Genomic DNA, 24006 nt, shown 5'->3' with positions numbered 1-24006 from the left:
GGCCCCTATGGATGAGGAAGATTCCCCTATGCCCGAAAATCAGGACCACTCCGTCGACACCGAGAACACCCCGGCCGACGTCGAGATGACCGAACCGGCTGCTGCAGCCGACCAGCCCGCCACGAACGACGACGACGAGGGCGGCATCCGCTTCGTCGACCTCGGCATCGATGCCCGCATCCTCGCAGCCCTGCAGGATGTCGGCTACGAGAAGCCCTCGCCGATCCAGGCCGCCACCATTCCGCTGCTCCTTGAGGGCCGCGACGTTGTGGGCCTCGCCCAGACCGGTACCGGCAAGACTGCAGCATTCGCAGTGCCGGCACTGTCCCGCCTGGCCGAACTCCACGACCTGAACGGCCCGTCCCGCAAGACCCAGGCCCTGGTTCTGGCCCCGACCCGCGAGCTCGCGCTCCAGGTCGCCGAGGCGTTCACCTCGTACGCCAAGCACATTGACGACTTCACCGTCCTGCCCGTCTACGGCGGTTCCGCCTACGGCCCGCAGCTGGCCGGCCTGCGCCGCGGCGCCCAGGTGGTTGTCGGTACCCCGGGCCGCGTCATCGACCACATCGCCAAGGGTTCCCTGGACCTGTCCGAACTCCAGTACCTCGTGCTGGATGAGGCCGACGAAATGCTGCGCATGGGCTTCGCCGACGACGTGGAGCAGATCTTCCAGCAGACCCCCGAGGGCCGCCAGGTTGCCCTGTTCTCGGCCACGATGCCGAGCCAGATCCGCCGGATGTCCAAGCAGTACCTGAACAACCCGGCCGAGGTGCAGGTCAAGTCCAAGACCACCACCGGCGCCAACACCCGCCAGCGCTACCTGCAGGTCATGGGCCCGCACAAGCTCGACGCCATGACGCGGATCCTCGAGGTCGAAGAGTTCGACGGCGTCATCGCCTTCGTGCGCACCAAGATGGCCACCGAGGACCTCGCCGACAAGCTCCGTGCCCGCGGCTTCCAGGCTGCCGCCATCAACGGCGACATCCCGCAGCAGCAGCGCGAGCGGACCGTTGACGCGCTCAAGGAAGGCCGGATCGACATCCTGGTCGCCACCGACGTCGCCGCCCGCGGCCTCGACGTCGAGCGCATCAGCCACGTCATCAACTACGACATCCCGCACGACACCGAGTCCTACGTGCACCGCATCGGCCGCACCGGCCGTGCAGGCCGCTCCGGCGACGCGATCCTCTTTATGACGCCGCGGGAGAAGTACCTGCTGCGTTCCATCGAGAAGGCCACCCGCCAGCCGGTGGAGCAGATGCACCTGCCCACCGCAGAGACGGTCAACACCCTGCGCCTTGGCAAGTTCGCGGAGAAGATCACCGAGACCCTCGCCTCCGAGGACGTCTCGGCGTTCCGCGACCTGATCGCGTCCTACGAGGAAGAGCACAACGTCCCCGCAGCCGAGATCGCCGCCGCGTTGGCCGTGATGGCACAGGGCGGCCAGCCGCTCCTGGTCAAGGAACTGCCCGCTGCTCCGGAATTCCAGAAGCGTGAGCGCTCCAAGGACGGCTTCGGCTCCCGCGGCCCGACCCGCGCCCTGACCGAGGGCAACGCCACCTACCGGATCGCCGTCGGACGCCGCCAGCGCGTGATGCCGGGCTCCATCGTCGGCGCCATCGCCAACGAGGGCGGCATCTCCTCGGCCCAGATCGGCGGCATCGACATCCGCTCGGACCACTCCCTCGTGGAGCTCCCCGCGGACCTGAGCCCCGAGCAGCTGCGGGCCCTGTCGCGCACCCGGATCGGCGGCGAGCTGATCCACCTCGAGTTGGACAACGGCCGCAAGCCCTCCAGCGACCGCGGCGCCTACCAGGGCAACCGTGGTGGGGACCGGGGCGAGCGTGGCGGTTACTCCGGCAGCAGCGGAAACTTCAAGGGCAACGGCGGTTTCAAGCGCGAGTTCCGCAAGAACGACGGCGAGCGTTCCTCCGCAGACCGCGGCGGCCGCTCCTACAGCGACCGCAACGAGCGCAGCGTCGGCACGGACACCCGCAAGCCGCGCCACGAGGGCGGCTTCAAGCCCCGCAACAAGTGGTAACTGCTAAGTCCTAGGCAGTGACAGGACGGGCCGGCTCTTTATGAGCCGGCCCGTCCTGCGTTAAAACCGTTTTGCCGCCGTCCGGACCCCTGGGGAGGCGGGCACGTCGGGTTCGTCACATCCGCGGGCACGAACCCCTCCGAGGGGGCTCCTGCGCCTGCCGCGGGACCCCGCAGATCCACGGAACGGCGCGGATTTTGCCGTCGCGGGCGGGGGAGGGCGCCCGATTTGTTGGGAGCCGAATCTTCCGGTAGAGTATTTACTCGTTGCCCCCCTAGCTCAGTGGTAGAGCGCGTTCTTGGTAAGAACGAGGTCACCGGATCGATTCCGGTGGGGGGCTCTGAATGAGGGCCTGCGTCAAGGCGGTTTTTGACCGGCTTGACGCAGGTTTTTCTCATTCGTGGCGGCGTAGCTCAGTTGGTTAGAGCGCACGACTCATAATCGTGAGGTCGGGAGATCGAGCCTCCCCGCCGCTACAGAATGGCCCCGCAGGCCCCGCCTGCGGGGTCCTTTTGTTTTAACCCGGATGCGGGGACGGTGCGCGTGGGACAGAATGGGACGATGAGGCGAATCGCAATCATCGGCGGCCACGGAAAAGTGGCTTTGGAACTGTCCGGCATTCTCTCCAAGGACGGGGCGGTGGTCACCTCCATCATCCGCAACCCGGACCATCGCGACGACGTCGCCGCCACCGGCGCCACCCCGCTGGTGCTGGACGTGGAAAAGTCGACGACGGCGGAGATCGCCGCCGCCGTGAAGGACCACGACGCCGTCGTATGGTCCGCCGGTGCCGGCGGCGGCAGCCCGGAGCGCACTTACGCCGTGGACCGTGACGCGGCCATCCGCTCCATGGACGCCGCGGCACAGGCCGGTGTGCGGCGCTACGTGATGGTTTCCTACCTCGGGGCCGGCCCGGATCACGGCGTTCCGGCGGACAACAGCTTCCACGCCTACGCCGAGGCCAAGGCCGCCGCGGACACCTACCTGCGCGGCAGCGGCCTGGACTGGACCATCCTTGGCCCCGGATCCCTCACCGACGGCCCCGGCAACGGACTCCTGGACGTCAACCCGGCAGACACCTCGGACGGCACCGGCACGTCGCGCTCGAACGTGGCACTCGTCGCCGCCGCGGTACTGGGCCTGCCGCAGACCGCCGGCCGGACCATCGAGTTCCGCGACGGGACGCTGCCGCTGGCCGCAGCCCTCGACACCGGGAAGTAGGCGCCACCGGGGCTCCCGGAGGAGCCCAAGTAGGGTAGTGGGGGCGGCCGGCGCGTCGATGACCGGGTCCCGGCCGCCGTAACCCCGGGGAAAGAGTGCACATGGACCAGTTGGCCCTGATCATCGGACTGCTTCTCGCCACAGTGGTGGCGGTGGGCCTCGGCGACCGGCTCCGCCTGCCGTACCCGGTCCTGATGCTGATCCTCGCGGCGTCGCTGACCTTCATCCCGGGCTTCCCGGAAGTCAACATCCCGGCGGAACTGATCCTGCCCATCTTCCTGCCGCCGCTGCTGTTCGCGACTGCCCAGCGCAGTTCCTGGGCCGTGTTCAAGGTCCGCTGGCGGACGCTCCTGATGCTGGCCGTGGCCCTGGTGGTGGTGTCCACCGCCGTTGTGGCCGGCGCGGCGTGGCTGATGATCCCGGGGATCGGCATCCCGGCGGCCATCGCCCTTGGAGCGATGGTGGCGCCTCCCGATCCGGTGGCTGTGGATTCCATCGCCGGCCGGGTGCACATGCCGCGCCGGCTGATCACCGTCCTGCAAAGCGAGGGCCTGTTCAACGACGCCGCCGCCATCGTCATCTTCCAGGCCGCCGTGGCGGCGTCCGTGTCGGGCACCCGGGTGGGTCCCGGCGTGGTCCTGCAGTTCGCCGTCGGCGCGGCCCTCGCGGTCGGTGTGGGCATCGGCATGGGCTGGCTGACCCGGCTCATTACCCGGCTGGTGAGTTCCATGGTGGCCCGCAGCGCCGTGACACTCGTGGTCCCGTTTGCCGCCTACATCCTCGCCGAAGAGGTGCACGCCTCCGGGGTGATCGCCGTCGTCGTCACAGCCCTGGAAATCCAGCGGCACTCCAAACCGCAGGAGGCTGCCGAGCGGGTCACCCGCACCGCCTTCTGGGATGTGGTGGAGCTGCTCGCGACCGGCCTGGCCTTCGGGCTGGTGGGCCTGGAGATCCGGCAGGTCATCCACGATGAAGGCACCGCCGTCATCGGGATGGCTGGCACCGCAGCCGTGGTCTGCGTGCTGGTGTTTGCCGTGCGCTTCGGCTGGCTGGCCATGATGTCCGGCCTGGCCCGGTCCAGGAAGAACACCCTGCGTCCCACCTCGGCCAAGGAAGTGCTGATCCTGACATGGTGCGGGATGCGCGGGCTGGCCACCCTGGCGCTGGCCCTGGCCCTCCCGGCCACCCTGGCCGACGGGACGGCGTTCCCGGCCCGCAGCGAGCTGCTGGTGATCGCCTGCGCGGTGCTGCTCACCACGCTCGTGCTGCCCGGGCTGACCCTGCCGTGGCTGATGCGCGTCCTGAAAGCCTCCGAAGACGGCTCGGTGGAGCGCGATGCGGCCCGGTTGCTGGCCGCCCGGGCGCAGCAGGCCGCCGTCGCGGCACTCAAGGACAACGAGCTCATGAAAGAGCTGCCGCCGGAAAAGGTGGCCCTGGTCAAGGCACGGATGACGCGGCTGCACGCCGAACTGCTGGACGGCAGCCTGCGGAACGAAAGCGTCGATGAGAAGCGCAAACGCGGCCGGGAGCTTGCCATCGCCGTGCAGACCATCGCCCTGGACGCGGCGCGTCAGGAAGTGGTGGCCGCCCGGAATGAGCCCGACATGGACCCCGAGGTTGCCGACCGGGTGCTGCGGCAGCTGGACCTGCGCACCATGATCATGCCGGAGTAGCGGCCGGGCGATTGAGGTCCGGGCGACGGGCTACTTGCGGACCACCCGGACGCCGGTGGAGCTGTAGATCATCGAGCCGCCCTGGAACTGGACCGTCCGGTAGCCGTTGTAGGCGACGGCGGCACCGGCCGGATAGCCCAGCCCGCCGGCCTGCCAGCCGGCCACGCGCCACGCCTCGCGGTAGGGCTCGCCCACCATGTTGGCGCCCGTCGCGGCGGTGTAGTAGCTGATGCCCGTCTGGAAGGGCTGGTAGCAGCCGCCGCCGTAGAGGCCGCACTGCTGTGGGCCCGTCGGGTAGCCGACGCCTTTCTGCCATCCTGCGGCGCGCCAGGACTCGAAGTAGCTGCTGGTCACGGCGTAGGCGCCGGTGGCCGGCGTGTAGTAGACGTTGGCCTTGGCGAAGGGTTGGTAGCAGCCGCCGCCATAGAGCCCGCAGGACGGTGCGCCGATGGGGTAGCCGATACCGGATTGCTGCCCCGCGGCCGCCCACGCGTTCGTGTAGACGCCGCTGACGGCGTGGGCGCCGGTGGCCGGGGTGTAGTAGACCGTGCCCTTCTGGAAGGCCTGGGAGCAGGCGCCGCCGGCCAGTCCGCAGACGGGCTCGCCGGTGGCATACCCGATGGCAGGCTGCCAACCGGCTTCACGCCACGCGTTCCAGTAGACGCCGGTGACGGCGTGGGCCCCCGAGGCCGCGGAGTAGTAGATGTTGCCCTTTTGGAAGGGCTGGAAGCAGCCGCCGCCGTAGAGCCCGCAGGACGGTGCGCCGGTGGGGTAGCCGATGCCGGGCTGCTGCCCCGCCGCGGTCCACGCGGTCGCGTAGACACCGTTCACGGCATAGGCGCCCGTCGCAGCCACGTAATAGACGGTCCCCTTCTGGAAGGCCTGGGAGCAGGCACCGCCGGCCAGCCCGCAGGTCGGGTCGCCGGTGGGGTAGCCGATCCCGGGCTGCCAGCCGGCGTCGCGCCAGGCGGTCCAGTAGGAGCCGGTGACGGCGTGGGCGCCGGACGCGGTGGAGTAGTAGATGTTGCCCTTCTGGAAGGGCTGGAAGCAGCCGCCGCCATAGAGCCCGCAGGACGGTGCGCCGGTGGGGTAGCCGATGCCCGGCTGCCAGCCGGCGGCCCGCCAGGCGTTCCAGTACACACCGGTCACGGCCTGCGCGCCGGACGCGGCGGAGTAATAGATGTTGCCCTTCTGGAAGGGCTGGTAGCAGCCGCCGCCGTACAGCCCGCAGCTCTCGCCGCCGGTGGGGTAGCCAATGCCCTGCTGCCAGCCGGCGTCCCGCCAACCGGACATGTACGCCGTCTTGACCGCGTAGGTGCCCACGCCCGGGGTGCTGTAGACAATGCCGCGCTGGAACGACTGGTAGCAGGTGGTGGTAGCTGCCGCACCGTAGGGGCAGGTGACGTTGCTGGTGCTGTAGCCGAGGACGGGCTCGCCGCCGGCCTGCAGCCACGCGTCCCGGAACGCTCCGCTGACGGCGTTGGCGGCTGTGACGGTGACGCTGGCGGAGGTGCTGGAGATCGAGTTGATTTTGACCCGCGTACCCGCGTGGGTGGTGAAAGTCTCCCCGGCCTGCCAGGCCTGGCGGGGGTTGTAGTATCCGGCGAAGGCCCGTGTGTCCGGCGGGAGCAACAGCGAGTAGGCCCCCATTTGCTGGACGACCTTGACGCCGCTGTTCAGGTTCACGGCTTTGGCGGTGTCGTAGCCGACCGGCAGCCGCAACTCCAGGAAGTAGACCTCGCCGCTGACCGGGTCGGTGAACTTCATGGCGCGTCGTGCAGCCGTTCCGGCCCATGCCGTCAGGGTGTAGTTCTTCACGTCCTTGGCGACGCCTGTGTCAACGATTTCGTCGCCGCGGCCGAAACCGCCATAGGCCCACAGGGTGGAGCTGATGGTGGGCTGGGAAGTCTGGGAGACGCCCATGAGGTCCAGGCTGTCACCGTACTCACGGATGGTGCAGGAGGAGTCGGCGAAGGTCCCGTCAGAGTTGGTGGCAACATCCTGGACGCCGCTGCCGCACTGCAGGCTCTGGGCATGATTGAGTCCCAGCACGTGTCCGAATTCGTGGGTCAGCACGCTGTTGGTCAGGGACGCCGGGAGCGGCATAATGACGCGGCCGCTTGTACCGCTGTAGCTCCAGCCGGCACCGTAGGCGCCGTCGGAAAGCGTAGGCGTGGAAACGAAGACCACCAGGGCGGTGTAGGGGTTGGGCGTCCACTTGAGCTCCGTGGCAATGGTGTTCATCATGTCCGGGTAACGCTGGGTCGAGGTGGCCTTGCTGGTCTTGCTCTCGACCGACGCAACCGACATCGACAGCCGGTTGTTGGACATGGTCTTCCAGTAATTGCTGGTGGTGGTGATGGCGGCCCGGGCAGAGGACTCCGGGATGGTGGCCTTCTTGTCGGCCAGCTGGACCATAACCAGGCGGATCTTGATGTCGCCGGACCGGGCCAGCGAGTAGGACTCCGTGCTCAGCCGGCCCGCGGTGGGGGTGGCGGAGGCGGGCTGGCCCTTCCGGCCCGTGGGGAGCGGGTCAACGAACGTGTGCGCGACGAACGGCTCGTTGGAGCCCGGAACGGGCGCCTCAGCGGAGGTCTGCGACGGTGCTGTGCCTGACGGTGCGGGGCTGGCGGGTGCTGTGACCGACGGTGCCGGCGCGGGCTGGACCGTCCCGGCCGGGGCAGCCGTGGTCGCTGCCGGCGTCGGGGTCGGCCCCGCAGATACCGCCGGGGCCGCTGTTGCCGTTGCGGACGCTCCCGCGGGCGGCGTCGCAGCAGCGCTCGCGGAGGGCGACGACGCCGTCTCGGCATATGCGGGCAACACACCGGTTGCGGGAGCCGACACCAGGGCAAGGACAAGTGCGGCAAAGAGCGCAGTCTTCATCCGTAAAGAGTTCACGTTTATCTTTCATGAGACCGCCGCCCAGCCGACGGGTCAGCTGAACGGCCGCAAGAGACCAAATTGCAGTCAGTCTACGGAGGGCATGCCGGAATAATTGGAAACCTGCGGCAAACTTTCGACTTGGGTATCCAATCGTTGCCGAATCTTGAGGAAGCCTTCCGGCGGGCTGCGCGCCGCCCGGAGAGCTCTTAACCGGCCAGTTCCAGTTCCAGGGCGTTGGCCTCGACGAAGTCCAGGGCGTGCCGGACAGCGCCCACCGTGACGATCCTGTCCCCGAGCGGGGAAACGGTCACGTGCGGGGGAGTGGCGGTGAAACGCGGCAGCGCGGCGGTGATGCCGGGCACGAGGGCGCCGGCCGAATCCGCGACGGCGCCGCCTATCACCACTTGCTCGGGATTGAGCAGGCTCGCAATCGCGGCGATCACCCGGGCCATCCGCTCCGAAAGCCTGCCCAGGATCGCCAGGGCCGCGGGGTCTCCGGCCGCGGCGTCCTCGAACACCTGCCGGGCGCCGGCGTCGCCCCCGTTGGCTGGACCACCATCGGCTGCCTGCCATTGCCGCGCCAGGCTGGCGATCCCGTCGCTGGACCCTACCCCGTCGACCATGTCGAGGAAGCCCATCTCGCCTGCGCCGCCGGCCCGGCCATGCAGCAGCCGGCCGGACTCCAGCACGCCCGCGCCCAGCCGTTCCCCCGCCAGGAGCACCACCAGGTCATCCACCCCGGCGCCGGACCCGCGCCAGCGTTCACCCAGCGCGGCCAGGTTGGCGTCATTCTCCAGCAGCACCGTCCAGCCGTGCAGGTCCTGCAGGGCCGAGCGGAGTCCGACGTCGAACAGGCTCCAGAAATGTTGGGCGGCCAGCACCTTGCCGCCACGGTCCACCGGTGCGGCGATGCCGGCGCCGACGGCCAGGACCTTGCCCGGGGACTCGCCCGCGGCCGCGAGCGCTTCCCGGCAGGCCCGGTCCACCACGCTGACCCGCTCCGCGGCCGGGATGTCCGCGGCACGGAAGCTTCCGCTGGCGCGGCCAAGCACCGTGCCCCGGAGGTCAGCCACCGCCGCGGTGGTGGTGGCTGCGCCGATGTCGAGGCCCAGGACGACGCCGGCCCGAGCCCGCAGTTCGAACCGCCGCGCCGGCCGGCCCTTCTGCAGGGCTCCGGCTCCCGCACCCTTCCGCGGCGCGTCCAGTTCCCTGATCCAGCCGCGCCGGATCAGGTCCTCGCACACGGCAATCACCGAGGCGCGGGTGAGGCCCGTTCCGGCCATCAGATCGGTCCCGGTGGCCACGTCCGTGCTGCGGATGGCGGCCAGGACGGACTGGGCGTTGACCCGGCGCAGCAGCTGGGGAGTGGCGGCGGCCTGCGGCTTCGGAATCTTGACCTCCCGGTGATAACCGACCCATAATTGTTCCGGCAATAGATTTAGCTTCTATCTAAATTATCAGACAGGCTGTTACCAATCACTGCCTGTACCAGGTACCGCTCCCCAGCCCCGAAGGATTCACCTTGTCGAACACCGCCACGCTGGCAACCCTGTCCGGTTCCGACCTCGCTGCCGACCCCAACTGGTGGCGCCAGGCGTCCGTGTACCAGATCTACCCGCGCAGCTTCTCCGATTCCAACGGTGACGGGCTGGGCGACATCAAGGGCATCACCGCCAAGGTCCCGTACCTCAAGGAGCTGGGGATCGACGCCGTCTGGCTCTCCCCGTTCTATCCGTCGGCGCTCGCCGACGGCGGCTACGACGTCGATGACTACCGCGACGTCGATCCCAAGCTCGGGACCCTGGCGGACTTCGACGAGATGTCCGCAGCCCTGCACGCCGCCGGCATCAAGCTGATCGCGGACATCGTCCCGAACCACTCCTCCAACCGCCACGTTTGGTTCCAGGAAGCACTCGCGGCGCCGAAGGGCTCGGCAGCGCGGGAACGCTACATCTTCCGTGATGGCAAGGGCGAGAACGGCGAGATCCCGCCGTCGGACTGGGAATCCGTCTTCGGCGGCCCGGCCTGGGAGCGCATCACCGAGCCGGACGGCACCCCCGGTCAGTGGTACATGCACATCTTCGCCAAGGAGCAGCCGGACCTGAACTGGTCCAACCGCGAAATCCGCGACGACTTCCTCAAGACCCTGCGCTTCTGGTCGGACCGCGGCGTTGACGGCTTCCGCGTTGATGTGGCGCACGCCCTGACCAAGGACCTCACCGAGCCCCTGCTCTCCAAGGTGGAGCTCAGCGAGGCGAACTCCGGGACCGACGGCTTCGATGACGGCTCGCACCCGTTCTGGGACCGCGACGAAGTCCACGAGATCTACGTCGAATGGCGCGAGGTCTTCAACGAATACAACCCGCCGCGCACCGCCGTCGCCGAGGCCTGGGTGCACGCTTCCCGCCGGGCCCGCTACGCCAGCCCCGAGGGACTGGGCCAGGCCTTCAACTTCGACCTCCTGCAGGCCGACTTCGATGCCGACGAGTTCCGCGAGATCATCACCCGCAACCTGGGCGAGGCCGTGGAGTCCGGCGCATCCTCCACCTGGGTGTTCTCCAACCACGACGTCGTCCGGCACGCCACCCGCTACGGCCTGCCCAAGGGCGGCGGACGGCACGCCAAGGGCCAGGACGGCAAGGGCTGGCTCCTCGCCGGCGCCCCCGCCGAGGAACTCGACGTCGAACTCGGCCTGCGCCGCGCCCGCGCCGCGACCCTGCTCATGCTGGCGCTGCCCGGCTCCGCATACCTGTACCAGGGTGAAGAGCTCGGCCTCCAGGAAGTTGCCGAGATCCCGGACACCGAACGCCAGGACCCCACGTTCTTCCGCAACAAGGGCGTGGAGATCGGCCGCGACGGCTGCCGGGTGCCGCTGCCGTGGGCTGCCGAGGGGACCTCGTTCGGGTTCGGCGACGGCGGCGCCCACCTGCCGCAGCCGGCCTGGTTCGCCCGGTACGCCGTGGCCGCCCAGGACGGGAACGAAGGCTCCACCCTGGAGTTCTACCGCAAGGCCCTGAAGCTGCGCCGCGAACTGCAGGCCTCCGAAGAGCTGGAGTGGCTGGAGTCCGCCAACGCCAACGTGCTGCACTTCCGCCGCCACGACGGCTGGCAGTCCGTGACCAACTTCGGGGACGACGCCGTCGAGCTGCCCGCCGGCGAGGTGCTGGTCAGCAGCGCCCCCGTCGACGGCCGGCTGCTCCCGGGCAACACCACCGTCTGGCTGCGGTGAGCCCGCTGTCCGGGCCGGCCGTCGGAACGGCCGGAGCCGGCCCGGACCTGGCCCAGGAGCTGATCTACGGCTGCATGGGCCTGGGCGGCACCTGGGCGGCGGAGCCGTACTCGTCCGCGCATGTGGACGAGGCGGCCGCCGCCGTCGACGCAGCCCTGGCCGCCGGGATCACGCTGTTCGACCACGCCGACATCTACCGCAACGGCAAGTCCGAGGCCGTCTTCGGCGAGGTGCTTTCGCGGACCCCCGGCCTGCGGGACCGGATCCGGCTGCAGACCAAGTGCGGGATCCGGCTCAACGAACAGGGCCTCGAGGCGTACTACGACCTGAGCCGCGAGGGCATCCTTGAGCGGGTGGAGGGCAGCCTCGCCCGGTTGAGGACCGACTACGTCGACGTGCTGATGCTGCACCGCCCGGATCCGCTGCTGGATCCGGCCGAGGTGGCCTCCGCCGTCGGACAGCTGCTCTCGGAGGGCAAGATCCGCGCCGTGGGCGTGTCCAACATGTCCGCCCCGCAGATCGAACTGCTGCAGGACCGGCTCGAGGTGCCCGTGGTGGCCAACCAGCTGGAAATGAGCCTCTCGGCCCGGGCCTGGCTGGAAAGCACCGTGCTGGTCAACCACGCGGAGGGCGCCGACTACAGCTTCCCGCACGGCACCGTGGAGCACTGCGTCCGGCGCGGCATCGCCCTGCAGGCCTACGGGGCCCTGTCCCGCGGGCTCTACACCGGGGCGGCCGCGGGCTCAGACCCGAGCGCCGCGGCGGAAGCCACAGCGGTACTGGTGGCCGAAATGGCCGCAGCGGCCGGCACCACCGGCGAGGCCGTGCTGCTGGGCTGGCTGATGAAGCACCCGGCCGGCATCAGCCCGGTGATCGGCAGCGCCAATCCCGACCGGATCCGTGGTTGCGCGGACGCGGCGCGGGTGGCCGCAGCCATGACGCGGGCCGAGTGGTACAGGCTCTGGATCACCGCCCGGGGCAGCAACATTCCCTAGGCAACATTCCCTAGCGACGGACGCATCCGCCGCCCGCCGCACGGGTCCCAGCGTGATTTTGGTCGTATTGGTCGCCCTTAACGGGGGTATTACTTGGCGGCGGGCGGTCCCGGGCGGCTAGCGTAGAGTCATGACCTCTATCACCACCGCCGGGATTGTCCGGCCCCAGCGCAACGTCCCGGCCGAAATCGCCCGCTCCTGGCTGCTGGTCAACGCCATGAAGCCGGAACTCTTCGGACAGTCGGCGGAGTCCCGCGCCGACGCGATCATCCTCGACATCGAAGACGCGGTGGATCCCTCCCAGAAAGACGCCGCCCGCGAGCACGTAGTCGACTGGCTGACCGCCGGCGGCAGCGCCTGGGTCCGGATCAACGACGCCACCAGCCCCTTCTGGGCTGATGACCTCGCCGGCCTCCGCGGCACCCCGGGACTGCTCGGCGTGATGCTCGCCAAGACCGAGTCCGCGGACCAGGTCACCGAAAGCTTCCACCGCATGGACGGCAAGACCCCTGTGGTGGCGCTCGTCGAGTCCGCCGTCGGCATCGAGGAAGCCAACCACATCGCCAAGGCCCAGGGCGTCTTCCGGCTGGCCTTCGGTTCCGGCGACTTCCGCCGCGACACCGGCATGGCGGCCACCCCCGAGGCGATGGCCTACCCGCGCGCCAAGCTGGTTGTTGCCAGCCGCGTCGGCAACCTGCCGGGCCCCATTGACGGTCCCACCGTCGGCACCAACCACCCGATCCTGCGTGAGCAGACCGGCATCACGGTGATGATGGGCATGACCGGCAAGCTCTGCCTCGCGATCGACCAGACCAGCGTGATCAACGAGGTCATCAGCCCCACGCCGTCCGATGTCGCCTGGGCCACGGACTTTATGGCCGATTTCGAAGCCAACGGCCGCGTCATCCGGGACGGGTCCGACCTGCCGCGCCTGGGCCGCGCCGAGAAGATCATGAAGCTCGCTGTAGCCTTTGGGGTGCAGCCGGCCCTGTAGCCGGTTCCCTGTCCCACCAAGGAGACCCCGTGACCGATACCCGCTATCTGGTCCACGGGGTCTTTTGGGATCACCCGGCACTTGCCGGAGCGCCTCCGCTGCCTGCGGGGCCGTCCGGTGCGGGCCGGGCCGTCCTGCGCCTGCAGGACGCTGCCGGCGTCTTCACCGACGTCGCGCTCGACGCCGGGACCCGGCTGGGGTTCCGCTCCGCCGCCGACGGTAAGCAATGCCTGGGGCACCACAAAGTCCACGGACCCGCGGACCGGGACCACGTGGTGTGCCCGGAGCGGGCAGCGGCGGTGCGCGGTGCCCAGTGCGGAGCGTGCTTCGCCCTGGACGATTCAAGGCTGATCCACGACTTCCACCGCGGCGGCCGCGTCCCGCCCGGGCTGCGTGCCTACCTGATGCAGCCGCACTGGCTCTACATCGCGACCTTCGCCAACGGCGCCAGCAAGGTGGGCACCGCCTCCGACCTGCGGAAGTGGTACCGGCTCGCGGAGCAGGGCGCCGTCGTCGCCCGCTACGTCGCCCGCGCCGCCGACGGCCGGGTGGTCAGGGTCCTGGAGGACCGGGTGACGCGCGACGCCGGGCTCCCGCAGCAGGTCCGCTCGGCGGCCAAGGCCGCCGGCCTGACCGCGCCGCCGTCCGCCGTCGTGCTGGACGAGCTGAATGCCCGGCACGCGGCCGGGGTCCGGGCCCTGCTGCGCGGTGACGACAGCGGCGGATTCTCGGTGGTGGACGAACAGTGGCAGCGTCCCGCGCTGGCTGACAAGGCCTGCGCCCCGGCGGACCGGCACGCCTACCCGCACGACCTCCACTCCGGCGCCCACGGGTTCTTTATCGCGTCGCTGAGCGGCAGCGTGGCTCTGGCCGAACTCGACGGCTCGGACCTCGGCTTCGTCGTCAACCTCGGCGCCCTGAAGGCCCGCAACGTCGAACTGGGCGACCACGGCTCGGCGGTCCCGGCCGTCCAGCAGGCGTTGTTCTGAGCCGCAGAGTACCCGGCGACGCGCGAAATCCCTGACGCACCGGGTATTCCCGCGTCGGCAGGTAATATCCGGGGCGCCAGGAACAACCCGCGTCGAGGGGTGCCCCGCGGCCGCCGGTAGACTGGCACGGTGCTGAACGAATTCTGGGCCGCCGCGCCAACGTCCTACAAGGTGCTCGTTTTTAGCGCCATGGGGTTGATCGCCGCGGGCATCATCCTGAACCTGGTCGGCAACAATACCGGCAACCAGGGCCTGGCGTTCGCCTCCCTCGGCGTCATCGGCCTCGGCCTCATCCTGCACATCGCCGGCATCGTGGTCCGCGGCCAGACCATCCGGAAGAACCTCAAGCGCTAGCTGCAGCGTTCCGCGCCACATGGCTGCGGGCGTGTTCCACGGCGTCCGCCAGGGTGTTGAACAGATGCTTGTGGTGCCGCAGCGACCGGATCACGCCAACGTTGGTCACGAGGTCCAGGTGCTGCGGTTGGACACCCTTGAGCAGGACGGTGACGCCGCGCAATTCAAGGGCCGAGATGACGTCTACCAGTGTGTGCGCCCCGGTCGCGTCGAGCATCCGGACTTGGGAGAGCCGGATGACTGCCACCTGGATTTCCTTGACCTGGCTGATCTCCTGCAGGACGCGCTCCGCTGCCCCGAAAAACATGGCACCGTCCAGCCGGAGGACGGCAATGTGTCCGTCTCCAGGTGCCGTCGGTCCCGGGATGTCTTCGCGCTGCACGCCGCTGAGCGAGGCGAACTTGCGCAGCGTGAATACGGCGGCCGCGACCAGCCCGATCTCAATCGCGACGATCAAGTCGAACGCCACTGTGATCAGCGCTGTCAGGACAAAGACGAAGGCGTCTGCGCGGGTGGAGCGCAGCACCGCAGCCACGGTCTGCCGGGAGACCATGCGGGTGGCCGTGACCATCAGGATTCCGGCCAGGGCCGCCAGTGGGATCCGGCCCACCAGGCCTGCTGCGAGGTAGATGATGGCCAGCAACACCAGGGCATGGACCACCGCAGCCAGGCGGGTTTTCGCTCCGGCACGGACGTTGACGGCGGTCCGGGCGATGGCCCCCGTGGCTGGCATGCCGCCGAAGAACCCCGCCGCCACCGACGCCAGGCCCTGGCCGGTAAGTTCGCGGTCCGGGCTGTAGGTGCCGGTGGGCCGGCCGTCGGGGCCGACCATGCCGGATGCCACCCGGGCCGACAGCAAGGACTCGATGGCCGCGAGCGTGGCGATGGACAGGGCGGGCGCAAATAACCCGGGCAAGGACGCAGGATCCAGCGCCGGCAGGGACGGCGCGGCCAGGGAGTGCGGCAGGGCACCGATCCGCGGAATGGGCAGGTTTAGGAGCTCGGCGGCCACCGTGGCCAGAAGTACCGCGGCCAAGCTGGCCGGGATGGCCTTGTTCAGCCGGGGCAGCAACATCATCACTGCGGCGACGCCTGCCACAACGGCCAGGGTCTGCAGCACGGCGGGCGCCGTGGCTTTGGTGGCGCTCTCGACGGCGGCCAGCACGGTGTTGTGGCCGGGCACCCCCGCTGTGCCGGTGGCCATTGGCACCTGCTGGAGGAATATGATGGCGGCGATCCCGAGGGTGAATCCCTCCACGACCGGCCATGGGATGTACGCGACGGCCCGGCCCAGGCCGCTGATACCGAGGATGATGACCAGGAGTCCTGCCAGTACGGATACCAGAGCGATGCTGCCGGTGCCGTGCACGGCGACGACGGGGGCCAGCACCACCACCATGGCACCGGTGGGCCCGGAAACCTGGACGTGTGAGCCACCCATGACGGCAGCCACCAGTCCGGCTACTACAGCAGTGATGAGCCCGGCCTCCGCGCCGACGCCGGAACTGACTCCGAAGGCGAGGGCCAGTGGCAGGGCAACGATGCCCACGGTGACGCCGGAGAGCAGGTCCGTCCGCCACGAGCCCCGCAGCCCGTCGTAATCACGGCGGGAGGGCAGGAGCCGGATGAGAGATCCCCGGGTTCCCCGCGCCAGCCCGGTCGCCGTCGCGGCGGTCATGATGCGGAACCCGGGAGGGGCGCGGCCGGCAACTCCTGCGCCAGCCGGAGCTGTTCGCCGGAATCCGCCAGGCTGTCCAGCAGGAAGGTCCTGGCGATGGCGAGTAGCTCGGCAACCTTCGGGTGGGCCAGACGGTAGGTCACGGCGTTGGCCGTCCGGACCGAGGTCACCACACCGTGCCTTCGGAGCGTGGCCAGATGCTGGGACAGGTGCGAGGCCTCCAGTCCGGTCTCGGCCAGCAGGTAGCTGACCTGCGCCGAGGTGTCCGGGGCTGCCGCCAGCAGTTCCAGCACCCGGATACGTGCCGGGTGGGCGAGGGCCTTGAACAAGTTGGCCTTGATTTCGTACAAGGGGGTCTGCGCGGAGGAAATCACTGCGGTCCTTCGCCCTTCCTGGCTGGCGGTCCGGCGAAAACCCGCACCATGGATTGATGAAATGATGTTTCCATCATATCGCTGGGATGCAAGACCCCGCCCCGCCCCCGCGTGTAACGCGGAAATCCATCCGGAGGCAGGGCGCTAGGCTGGAACCATGACTATCAATCCGGACCTGCAGGGCCGCAGTTACCCTGCCGCAGAGGTGTACGACGTCGGCCGCGAGAAGATCCGCGAGTTCGCCCGCGCCGTCAAGGCCACGCACCCCGCCCACTTCGACGTGGACGCCGCCCGGGCGCTCGGCCATCAGGACCTCGTCGCCCCGCCCACGTTCGCGATCATCGTCGCGCAGCGCGCCGACGCGCAGCTGATCGAGGACCCGGATTCCGGCATCGACTTTTCCCGGGTGGTCCACGCGGACCAGCGCTTCGTCCACCACCGGCCCATCGTGGCCGGCGACCGCCTCGTGGCCGAACTGCACGTCGACGGCGTCCGCGCTATGGGGGGAGGCGCCATGATCACCACACGTTCGGAGATCTTCGCCGTCGCCGGCGGGGAATCCGGTGCCCGGGACGCCGTCGCCACCACCACCTCATCCATCCTGGTCCGCGGAGAGGGACAGTAACCATGAGCCCCACACTTTCAGAACTCACCGTCGGCCAGGCCGTTGGCAGCCGCACCATCGAGGTCACCCGCACCGACCTCGTGAAGTACGCCGGTGCCTCCGGGGACTTCAACCCGATCCACTGGAACAGCGACTTCGCCACCGGCGTCGGCCTGCCCGGCGTGATCGCGCACGGTATGTTCACCATGGGTGCCGCCGTCCAGCTGGTGACCGACTGGGCCGGCGACCCGGCCGCCGTCGTCGATTTCCAGACCCGCTTCAGCAAGCCGGTCCCGGTGGCGGACACTACGGGCTCCAACGACGCCGGTGCGGTGATCGAGGTCAGCGGCGCCGTGGGGGCGCTCGACGCCGACGCCGGCACCGTCCGGGTTGACCTCACTGTTGTCGCGGGCGGCCAGAAAGTCCTTATGAAGGCCCAGGCCGTCGTCAGGCTGGCCTGAGCCCATGATGCTGCCGTGAGGGTGCGCGCCCCACAATCCGCCGAAGTCACGCGGTGGCGCAATGCCGTGGTGGCCGCCTACGCGTTCAGCGGGATAGCTTTCGCCAGCTGGGTCTCGAGGCTGCCGGCCATCCGTGACGGGCTCGACCTCACGCCCGGCAACGTCGGGCTGCTTCTGCTCTGTATGACGCTCGGCTCCTTCGTGTCCGTGTCCGCGTCCGGGCTGATCGTGCTGCGCTTTGGCTCCAAGCAGACCATCCGGATCGGCAGCATCATGGTGGGCGCGGGCCTGGTCCTTGCCGGCTTCGGGACGTCCGTGCTGGTCAACCCGCTGGCGGTTGCGGCCGGACTCGTGGTGGTGGGACTCGGCACCGCCAGCTGGAACACCGCCTCCAATGTGGAAGGCGCCGCCGTCGAACGCGCCGTGCGGCGGCACATCATGCCCCGGCTGCACGGTGCGTTCAGCCTCGGCACCGTCGCCGGCGCCGGAGCGGGCGCCTGGGCCGCGGGCGCGGGTATCCCAGTGTTCTGGCACCTGGCCGCCGTCGGCCTGCTGGTGGCAGGCTCCGTGGCCACCGCCGCAACCTGGTTCCGTGCCGACATCACACCGGTAGAGCAGGGTGAAGCCTTCGCTCCGGCCGGCACGGACACGTTCGAGGACCCGTCCACCGGCCCGCTGCCCATCATCAGCCAGGCCAGCCCGGGCCCCGAGGCGCCGCTGGATAACAAGCGGCAGATCGCTCAGGCCTGGCGGGACCGCCGGACCCTGCTCCTCGGCGTCCTGGTCCTGGGGCTCGCGCTGGCCGAGGGCGCGGCCGGGGACTGGGTCGCGTTGGCGCTGGCCGACGGCCACGGCCAGTCCGACGCCGCCGGGGCCGCCGGGTACGGCCTGTTCGTCACGTTTATGACCGTGGGCCGGTTTGTCGGAACCGTGGTCCTGGACCGGTACGGCCGGGTTCCGGTGATGCGCTGGTGCGCGGCACTGGCAGTCGCCGGGCTGGCGCTCTTTGTCTTCGCGCCGGTTCCCTGGCTGGCGTACGTCGCCCTCGCGGTCTGGGGGCTTGGGGCCTCGCTGGGGTTCCCGGTTGGCATGTCCGCTGCCGCGGACGACCCCCTCAAGGCCGCCGCGCGCGTCTCGGTGGTGTCCACCATCGGCTACGGGGCGTTCCTCTGCGGTCCACCGCTGCTGGGTCTGCTGGCCGAGCACGTCGGTATCCTGCACTCACTGCTGGCCGTGATGGTGATGCTGGTGGTCAGCTTCCTGCTCTCCCCGGTGGCCCGCAAAGCCGCGTAGGGCCCACCCATCGCCTGTCCGGGCGCGCACCGAACCCGGCTAGGCTGGAGGGGTGACCCAAACTCTGCTTTCCGCCCTGACCACGGCCGGCGTCGGCGGCCCGGCCGCGAACTACGTCGAAGCCCGGACCGAGCCGGAGATCATCGACGCTGTCCGGGCGGCCGACGACGCCGGCGAGCCGCTACTGATCATCGGCGGCGGCTCCAACCTGCTGGTCGGCGACGACGGATTCCCGGGCACCGTCCTGAAGATCGCGTCAGAGGGTTTCACCGTCAACGCGGAGGACTCCTGCGGCGGCGTCGCCGTGGTGGTCCAGGCCGGCCATAACTGGGACGCCCTTGTGGAGCACGCCGTCAAGCACGCCTGGTCCGGCGTCGAGGCGCTGTCCGGGATCCCCGGCGCCACCGGTGCCACCCCGGTGCAGAACGTCGGTGCTTACGGTGCCGACGTCTCCCAGACCATTGCCGCCGTCCGGACCTGGGACCGGCAGCGCAACGCCGTGCGGACCTTCACCAACTCCGAGCTGAAGTTCGGTTACCGCGACTCCATCCTCAAGCAGGCCACTACGGAGGGGTCCCCGCGCTACGTGGTGCTCACCGTGGAATTCCAGCTCCCGCTGGGCCGGATGAGTGCACCGGTCCGCTACGCCGAGCTGGCCCGTGCCCTCGGCGTTGAACCCGGCCAGCGCGCCTACTCCAACGATGTCCGGCGCGAGGTGCTCAGGCTCCGAGCCGCCAAGGGAATGGTCCTGGATCCCGCAGACCGCGACACCTACTCCACGGGGTCCTTCTTCACGAACCCGATCGTCCCGGCCGAGGTGGCGGCTGCGCTGCCCGACGACGCCCCGCGCTACCCGGGCGGCAGCGACGGGCTGACGAAGCTCTCGGCGGCCTGGCTGATCGACAGGGCCGGCTTCGGCAAGGGATTCGGACTTGAGCCTGACAGCGTCTCCGGCGGCCGCGCCTCACTGTCCACCAAGCACACGCTCGCCATTACCAACCGCGGCGGCGCCAGCACGGCTGACCTGCTGGCGGTCGCCCGCGAGGTGCGCCGCGGCGTCGTGGACCGGTTTGGCATCGAACTGCACCCGGAGCCGCTGCTGATCGGGGTAGGACTCTAGGACCTGCCACCGTCGTCGCCACCGACGCCGACGCCGGCCGCCGCCGGGTTCAGTGCCTGCCGCGGCGCGGGGCTACCTTGCTGAAGAGCATAAAGGTGAAACCCGACGCCGCGGCGCCCAGCAGGAATACCTGGCAGAACGCCACCGACTGTGCGCTGGGGCCGCTTCGCAGCATGAGTCCGGCGCAGGCGAACGCCACGGCACCGGCCAGCAGGGCCAAGGACCCGAGCAGGAAGCTGTGCACTGTGGCCGGGAACTCGGCGCCGGGGTCCACGTCAGTGTCCCGCCGCGGGACGTCCCGCCGCCCACCATTCCGAAACGCAGAGTCCCGCGACGCCGGGCGCCGCTGCATCATGGCCGCGGTGACAAAGCTGGCAACTGCCACCACCATGCACACCGTGGATACCAGCTGGAAGGTGGTCATCATGGGGGAGAGGCGGGTGCCGCTGGCGATCGCGACGGCCAGTCCGGCCGCCATGCCCGCGGCGCTGGAGGCCCAGCCCAGCAGGGCGAGCCTCCTGCACACGGGCCGCAGCAGCGGCCACACATCTCCCAAAGTCATGCATCCACTTTAATCAACGCGGCTGGGCGCAGGCTGGGAGGGCACTGGGCACTGGAACTTGCGGCCGAAACCGGGACGCAGGCCAAGCTGCCGGGCCGGTTGCGGCCGCCATCCCGTCCGCAGTGTCGGACCCCGGCCCTAGGATGATGGCATGGCAGCAGTGGTGCGCACACGTTTGAGCCGGGGTGTTATGGGCCGGCTCCGGCTGGTCTCGCAGGGATTGTCCGGCCCCGGCTTCGGCTCCGTCGAGGCCGCGGTCCGGGCCATGACCGCCATGCAGGCGCAGGACCTGCAGGCCGCGCTGTGGGCGGTGGGGCAGCGTGTGCCGGGCTCGCGCGTCACCGATGTCCGCGCGGCGCTGGACGGCGGCACGATAGTCCGGTCGTGGCCGATGAGAGGCACCCTCCACCTGCTGGCACCGGAGGATCTGAAATGGATCCTCGAGATAACCTCTGGCCGCCTGATCAAAAGCCTGGCCGGGCGGCACCGCGAGCTGGAAATCACCGCCGCTGATGTGGACGCCGCAGCGGCAGCAGCGCTGGACCGGGTCACCGGCGGGGCCGCGGTCAGCCGGGCCGGGCTCTTCGAGGCCTTCGAGCGGGCGGGGCAGTCCATGGAGGGCCAGCGCGGCATCCACCTGCTGGCCATGCTCTGCCAGCAGGGGTGGCTGGTGCAGGGACCCCTGGCAGGCAACCAGCAGCTGGTGGTGGCCTTTGATGACTGGGTCAAGGAGTCCCGCCAGCTGGAGCGCGCGGAAGGCATCGCCGAGTGGCTGCTGCGCTACTTCAGGAGCCACGGCCCTGCCACGGAACGGGATTTCGCCTGGTGGTCCGGCATACCCCTGACCGAAACCCGCGCGGCGCTGGCCGCCGTCCGCGACCAGCTGGTCTGCCTGGAGTTCGACGGGACACAGTACTGGCTCTCGCCGGAGACGGCAGCACTGCTCGACGACGCCGCCGTCCCCGGCCAGCGCTCCGTACTGGCGCTGCCGGGGTTCGATGAGTTCCTCCTGGGATACATGGACCGGTCCGTGGCGCTGGCCGCGGAACACGCGGACAGGATTGTCCCCGGCGGCAACGGTGTTTTCAAGAAGACCATCGTGGCCGGCGGCGCCGTCGTCGGCACCTGGTCGGCGCCCGGAAATGCCCGCGGCCGGACGGTGGTGCCGGAACCGTTCGACGCCGTTAACGGCCTGCGGCCTGCAGCCCGTCGATCCTTTGAGCTGCAGGCCGCGAAGTACCGGCGGTTCCTGGGGGAGGGGGCGCCCTAGAGGTTGCCGGTAGCGATCTTGAGCATGCGCCGCAGGGGTTCGGCCGCGCCCCACAGGAGCTGGTCGCCGACCGTGAAGGCGCTGATGTACTCCGGGCCCATTTCGAGCTTGCGGATCCGGCCCACCGGGATGTCCAGGGTGCCGGAGGCTGCCACCGGGGTGAGATCCGCCATGGAGGCTTCCTTGGTGTTGGGCACCACGGAAGCCCACTCGTTGTCCGCATCCACAATTTTCTCGATCTCGGCGACGGAGAGGTCTTCACGGAGCTTGAGGGTGAGCGCCTGCGAGTGGGACCGCATGGCGCCGATCCGGACACACAGGCCGTCCATGATGACGCGGTCAGCCCCGGTGGTGCCCAGGATCTTGTTGGTCTCCACCCCGGCCTTCCACTCTTCCTTGGACTGGCCGTTGCCGAGGTCCGCATCGATCCACGGAATCAGCGAGCCCGCCAGGGGAACACCGAACTGGGTCGCGTCGATCGCGGTGCGCTGGTGCGCCAGGACCTTCCGGTCGATTTCCAGGATGGCCGACGCCGGGTCGTCCAATTCACTGCTGACCTCGGCGTTGAGCGTGCCGAACTGGCTCAGCAGTTCGCGCATGTGCCGGGCGCCGCCGCCGGAGGCTGCCTGGTAGGTCATGGACGTGCCCCACTCCACCAGGCCGTTCTTGAACAGGCCGCCGAGGCCCATCAGCATGCAGGAGACAGTGCAGTTGCCGCCGATGTAGTCCTTCACGCCGCCGGAGAGGCCGGCGTCGATGGCGTCGCGGTTGATCGGATCCAGCACGATGATCGAGTCATCGTTCATGCGCAGCGTGGACGCCGCGTCGATCCACAGGCCGTCCCAGCCCCGGTCCCGCAGCTGGGTGTGCACCTGCTTGGTGTAGTCGCCGCCCTGTGCGGTCACGATGATCGGCAGCTTCGCCAGCGTTTCGACGTCGAACGCGTCCTCGAGCTTGCCGGCCGCACCGGCAGCAGCGCCGGCGATGTCCGGGGCGGCGCCTCCGGCGTTCGAGGTGGAGAAGAAGACCGGGTTGATGTTGGCGAAGTCGCCCTCGTCCTGCATGCGCTGCATCAGGACGGAGCCGACCATGCCACGCCAACCGACCAGTCCGACGGACGGGGTAGCTGCTGTAGTCATTGGGCCAGTTTAGACTTCGCGGCGGCCCGGCCGCAGTCGGTTACGTCACGCCACGGCGCGGACCGCCAGGTGGTTACTCGGCCGGCCGGGGAAGATTCCGGGCAGCCCGCAGCTTCTCGGCCCGGCGTTCCTTGAAATACCCGGCCCAGCCGGCGAACAGCGGAATGAGGACCAGAACGTACATCCACCAGATCTCGCCCATGATGTGCCACTGGTCGGTGAGGGCCATCTGGACCACGCCGTAGAGCATCAGCCCGAACAGGGCCGTGATCAGTACGGACAGGAACAGCAGTCCCCCGGAGGAGTTCACCGGCTTGATCACGCCGAGACCGTCGTCCTTGCGGACCCCGTATTCCTCGTCGGTATAGCTGACGATCTCGCCGTTTTCGGCCAGGCGGTGCTTCATGGGCGTCTCCGGAGGCGGCGGCGCTGTGTAACCAGGCTCCTGGGGGACGTCCCGGTCACGCCTCCCCACGGGACTCCTTGATGGCGGCAAGCACGCCGGCGTCGTCCAGCGGAGCACTCTCGGCGACCTCGTCGGTGGCGAAGTCGGGCACCCCGGTGGCCCAGCTGTCACCGTCGCGGCGGATCAGCAGGTGCTTCTCGTCCTGGAGCGTCTTGAACACCAGATACGCCGTGCCGCCCGGGTGTTCGTCGACGTGCTGCCGGAGCACTCGGAGGCTGGCCTCCGCGGAGCTGATGGTGGGGTCCTGGGCGAAGGCGAACCAGGTGCCCAGGGCACGCGGCTGAAGCATCAGGGACACGTCCGGGGCTTCGAGCAGCACCACGTTATCCATGCTGTCCTCGGTCAGCAGCGATATTTCGGTCCAGCGCGTCGCTTGGCCCAAGGCGGTCGCGACGGCGGCGGCCACCCCTTTGACCCCGACCTCGTCGTCGTCGGAGACGACGGCGAGGTCCCGGGCCAGAAGGGATGACGCGCCGGCGGTGTTCAGGGTGGAGTCCTCGACGAGCTCCTCAGCCCGGAAAACACCGACGGAGCGGTCACGGGCCGGGCCCTCGAAGACGTTGAGCAGGTAGGCGAGTTCGCCCACGCCAAAGCCAATGACATCGACGCCGAGGCGTGGTTCCTGGGTCATTTCGTGCTGGACGGTCATCTGGGTCTCCT

At 69.5% G+C, this 24006-nt stretch carries 21 protein-coding genes and 2 tRNA genes; 15 read left to right on the top strand and 8 right to left on the bottom strand.

The genetic code is table 11. From position 1 onward, the window contains the following. Positions 1 to 28: 28 nt before the first annotated feature. The 5 genes from AC1DBE_RS10945 (at position 29) to AC1DBE_RS10925 (ending at position 4935) form a co-directional block, all read left to right on the top strand. Positions 29 to 2041: a DEAD/DEAH box helicase gene (locus AC1DBE_RS10945; RefSeq protein WP_476970525.1), complete on the top strand. Its 2013-nt coding sequence runs from the start codon at positions 29 to 31 to the stop codon at positions 2039 to 2041. 268 nt (positions 2042 to 2309) lie between these two features. After that, positions 2310 to 2381: transfer RNA gene (locus AC1DBE_RS10940), tRNA-Thr, on the top strand. A 62-nt stretch (positions 2382 to 2443) separates the two neighbouring features. Beyond that, positions 2444 to 2517: transfer RNA gene (locus AC1DBE_RS10935), tRNA-Met, on the top strand. An 85-nt stretch (positions 2518 to 2602) separates the two neighbouring features. Further along, complete coding sequence (locus AC1DBE_RS10930; protein WP_476970524.1) at positions 2603 to 3262, top strand: SDR family oxidoreductase; 660 nt, start codon at positions 2603 to 2605, stop codon at positions 3260 to 3262. Between the two features lie 101 nt (positions 3263 to 3363). Next, positions 3364 to 4935 (top strand): Na+/H+ antiporter, encoded by a 1572-nt coding sequence (locus tag AC1DBE_RS10925; protein WP_476970523.1) that lies wholly within the window; start codon positions 3364 to 3366, stop codon positions 4933 to 4935. A 30-nt stretch (positions 4936 to 4965) separates the two neighbouring features. On the opposite strand, the gene AC1DBE_RS10920 is transcribed toward AC1DBE_RS10925, so the two are convergent. Both AC1DBE_RS10920 and AC1DBE_RS10915 read right to left on the bottom strand, forming a co-directional pair. Continuing rightward, positions 4966 to 7818 (bottom strand): LGFP repeat-containing protein, encoded by a 2853-nt coding sequence (locus AC1DBE_RS10920; RefSeq protein ID WP_476970522.1) that lies wholly within the window; start codon positions 7816 to 7818, stop codon positions 4966 to 4968. 206 nt (positions 7819 to 8024) lie between these two features. Further along, positions 8025 to 9251, bottom strand: coding sequence for an ROK family protein (locus AC1DBE_RS10915; protein WP_476970521.1), 1227 nt, complete (start codon positions 9249 to 9251; stop codon positions 8025 to 8027). A gap of 89 nt (positions 9252 to 9340) precedes the next feature. Here AC1DBE_RS10915 and AC1DBE_RS10910 point away from each other — a divergent pair, with 89 nt between their 5' ends. The 5 genes from AC1DBE_RS10910 (at position 9341) to AC1DBE_RS10890 (ending at position 14379) form a co-directional block, all read left to right on the top strand. Next, complete coding sequence (locus tag AC1DBE_RS10910; RefSeq protein ID WP_476903120.1) at positions 9341 to 11047, top strand: glycoside hydrolase family 13 protein; 1707 nt, start codon at positions 9341 to 9343, stop codon at positions 11045 to 11047. Positions 11048 to 11052: 5 nt separating this feature from the next. Next, entirely contained in the window at positions 11053 to 12042 is a 990-nt protein-coding gene (locus AC1DBE_RS10905; RefSeq protein ID WP_476970586.1) for an aldo/keto reductase, read from the top strand. Between the two features lie 130 nt (positions 12043 to 12172). Then, complete coding sequence (locus AC1DBE_RS10900) at positions 12173 to 13036, top strand: HpcH/HpaI aldolase/citrate lyase family protein (RefSeq protein WP_476903119.1); 864 nt, start codon at positions 12173 to 12175, stop codon at positions 13034 to 13036. A gap of 29 nt (positions 13037 to 13065) precedes the next feature. After that, positions 13066 to 14025 carry a DUF2797 domain-containing protein gene (locus tag AC1DBE_RS10895; RefSeq protein WP_476970520.1) on the top strand — a complete coding sequence of 320 codons (960 nt, stop codon included), beginning with the start codon at positions 13066 to 13068 and terminating at the stop codon, positions 14023 to 14025. Positions 14026 to 14154: 129 nt separating this feature from the next. Next, positions 14155 to 14379 carry a DUF3188 domain-containing protein gene (locus AC1DBE_RS10890; RefSeq protein WP_476970519.1) on the top strand — a complete coding sequence of 75 codons (225 nt, stop codon included), beginning with the start codon at positions 14155 to 14157 and terminating at the stop codon, positions 14377 to 14379. Here the strand turns inward: AC1DBE_RS10890 and AC1DBE_RS10885 are convergent. Further along, positions 14369 to 16057, bottom strand: a complete 1689-nt coding sequence (locus tag AC1DBE_RS10885; protein ID WP_476970518.1) for a SulP family inorganic anion transporter — start codon at positions 16055 to 16057, stop codon at positions 14369 to 14371. The two genes, AC1DBE_RS10890 and AC1DBE_RS10885, sit on opposite strands and share 11 nt — an antisense overlap. Then, positions 16054 to 16431 (bottom strand): ArsR/SmtB family transcription factor, encoded by a 378-nt coding sequence (locus AC1DBE_RS10880; protein ID WP_476877835.1) that lies wholly within the window; start codon positions 16429 to 16431, stop codon positions 16054 to 16056. The genes AC1DBE_RS10885 and AC1DBE_RS10880 overlap by 4 nt, the downstream gene beginning before the upstream one ends. 157 nt (positions 16432 to 16588) lie before the next feature. Here AC1DBE_RS10880 and AC1DBE_RS10875 point away from each other — a divergent pair, with 157 nt between their 5' ends. The 4 genes from AC1DBE_RS10875 to AC1DBE_RS10860 are packed head-to-tail and all read left to right on the top strand — an operon-like array spanning position 16589 to position 19909. Beyond that, positions 16589 to 17056, top strand: a complete 468-nt coding sequence (locus AC1DBE_RS10875) for an FAS1-like dehydratase domain-containing protein (RefSeq protein WP_476970517.1) — start codon at positions 16589 to 16591, stop codon at positions 17054 to 17056. A 2-nt stretch (positions 17057 to 17058) separates the two neighbouring features. Next, positions 17059 to 17496 carry a MaoC family dehydratase gene (locus AC1DBE_RS10870; RefSeq protein WP_476970516.1) on the top strand — a complete coding sequence of 146 codons (438 nt, stop codon included), beginning with the start codon at positions 17059 to 17061 and terminating at the stop codon, positions 17494 to 17496. A 15-nt stretch (positions 17497 to 17511) separates the two neighbouring features. Continuing rightward, positions 17512 to 18789, top strand: coding sequence for an MFS transporter (locus tag AC1DBE_RS10865; RefSeq protein ID WP_476970515.1), 1278 nt, complete (start codon positions 17512 to 17514; stop codon positions 18787 to 18789). A gap of 52 nt (positions 18790 to 18841) precedes the next feature. Continuing rightward, positions 18842 to 19909: a UDP-N-acetylmuramate dehydrogenase gene (locus AC1DBE_RS10860; protein ID WP_476970514.1), complete on the top strand. Its 1068-nt coding sequence runs from the start codon at positions 18842 to 18844 to the stop codon at positions 19907 to 19909. A gap of 49 nt (positions 19910 to 19958) precedes the next feature. Here the strand turns inward: AC1DBE_RS10860 and AC1DBE_RS10855 are convergent, their stop codons facing one another. Further along, complete coding sequence (locus tag AC1DBE_RS10855) at positions 19959 to 20471, bottom strand: hypothetical protein (RefSeq protein ID WP_476970513.1); 513 nt, start codon at positions 20469 to 20471, stop codon at positions 19959 to 19961. Positions 20472 to 20622: 151 nt separating this feature from the next. Here AC1DBE_RS10855 and AC1DBE_RS10850 point away from each other — a divergent pair, with 151 nt between their 5' ends. Then, positions 20623 to 21741, top strand: coding sequence for a winged helix DNA-binding domain-containing protein (locus AC1DBE_RS10850; RefSeq protein WP_476970512.1), 1119 nt, complete (start codon positions 20623 to 20625; stop codon positions 21739 to 21741). Here AC1DBE_RS10850 and asd read toward each other — a convergent pair. The 3 genes from asd to AC1DBE_RS10835 all read right to left on the bottom strand — a co-directional run bounded on the left by asd (position 21738) and on the right by AC1DBE_RS10835 (position 23995). Beyond that, complete coding sequence (gene asd, locus AC1DBE_RS10845; RefSeq protein ID WP_476877828.1) at positions 21738 to 22880, bottom strand: aspartate-semialdehyde dehydrogenase; 1143 nt, start codon at positions 22878 to 22880, stop codon at positions 21738 to 21740. The two genes, AC1DBE_RS10850 and asd, sit on opposite strands and share 4 nt — an antisense overlap. 73 nt (positions 22881 to 22953) lie before the next feature. Then, positions 22954 to 23286: a hypothetical protein gene (locus AC1DBE_RS10840; RefSeq protein WP_476970511.1), complete on the bottom strand. Its 333-nt coding sequence runs from the start codon at positions 23284 to 23286 to the stop codon at positions 22954 to 22956. A 55-nt stretch (positions 23287 to 23341) separates the two neighbouring features. Continuing rightward, positions 23342 to 23995: a hypothetical protein gene (locus AC1DBE_RS10835; RefSeq protein WP_476970510.1), complete on the bottom strand. Its 654-nt coding sequence runs from the start codon at positions 23993 to 23995 to the stop codon at positions 23342 to 23344. Between the last annotated feature and the right edge of the window lie 11 nt (positions 23996 to 24006).

Source organism: Arthrobacter sp. 10T416 (genome assembly GCF_056394165.1).
Note: the sequence above shows the minus strand (reverse complement) of the source record. Positions and strands in the feature narration are given on the sequence as shown.

Excerpts from the sequence above, each read along its gene's own strand:
- AC1DBE_RS10900 (WP_476903119.1), top strand. The coding sequence starts at position 12,173 with ATGACCTCTATCACCACCGCCGGGATTGTCCGGCCCCAGCGCAACGTC.
- AC1DBE_RS10875 (WP_476970517.1), top strand. The coding sequence starts at position 16,589 with ATGACTATCAATCCGGACCTGCAGGGCCGCAGTTACCCTGCCGCAGAG.
- AC1DBE_RS10870 (WP_476970516.1), top strand. The coding sequence starts at position 17,059 with ATGAGCCCCACACTTTCAGAACTCACCGTCGGCCAGGCCGTTGGCAGC.
- AC1DBE_RS10930 (WP_476970524.1), top strand. The coding sequence starts at position 2,603 with ATGAGGCGAATCGCAATCATCGGCGGCCACGGAAAAGTGGCTTTGGAA.
- AC1DBE_RS10945 (WP_476970525.1), top strand. The coding sequence starts at position 29 with ATGCCCGAAAATCAGGACCACTCCGTCGACACCGAGAACACCCCGGCC.
- AC1DBE_RS10855 (WP_476970513.1), bottom strand. The coding sequence starts at position 20,471 with ATGACTTTGGGAGATGTGTGGCCGCTGCTGCGGCCCGTGTGCAGGAGG.
- AC1DBE_RS10850 (WP_476970512.1), top strand. The coding sequence starts at position 20,623 with ATGGCAGCAGTGGTGCGCACACGTTTGAGCCGGGGTGTTATGGGCCGG.
- AC1DBE_RS10925 (WP_476970523.1), top strand. The coding sequence starts at position 3,364 with ATGGACCAGTTGGCCCTGATCATCGGACTGCTTCTCGCCACAGTGGTG.
- AC1DBE_RS10840 (WP_476970511.1), bottom strand. The coding sequence starts at position 23,286 with ATGAAGCACCGCCTGGCCGAAAACGGCGAGATCGTCAGCTATACCGAC.
- asd (WP_476877828.1), bottom strand. The coding sequence starts at position 22,880 with ATGACTACAGCAGCTACCCCGTCCGTCGGACTGGTCGGTTGGCGTGGC.
- AC1DBE_RS10885 (WP_476970518.1), bottom strand. The coding sequence starts at position 16,057 with ATGACCGCCGCGACGGCGACCGGGCTGGCGCGGGGAACCCGGGGATCT.
- AC1DBE_RS10920 (WP_476970522.1), bottom strand. The coding sequence starts at position 7,818 with ATGAAGACTGCGCTCTTTGCCGCACTTGTCCTTGCCCTGGTGTCGGCT.
- AC1DBE_RS10835 (WP_476970510.1), bottom strand. The coding sequence starts at position 23,995 with ATGACCGTCCAGCACGAAATGACCCAGGAACCACGCCTCGGCGTCGAT.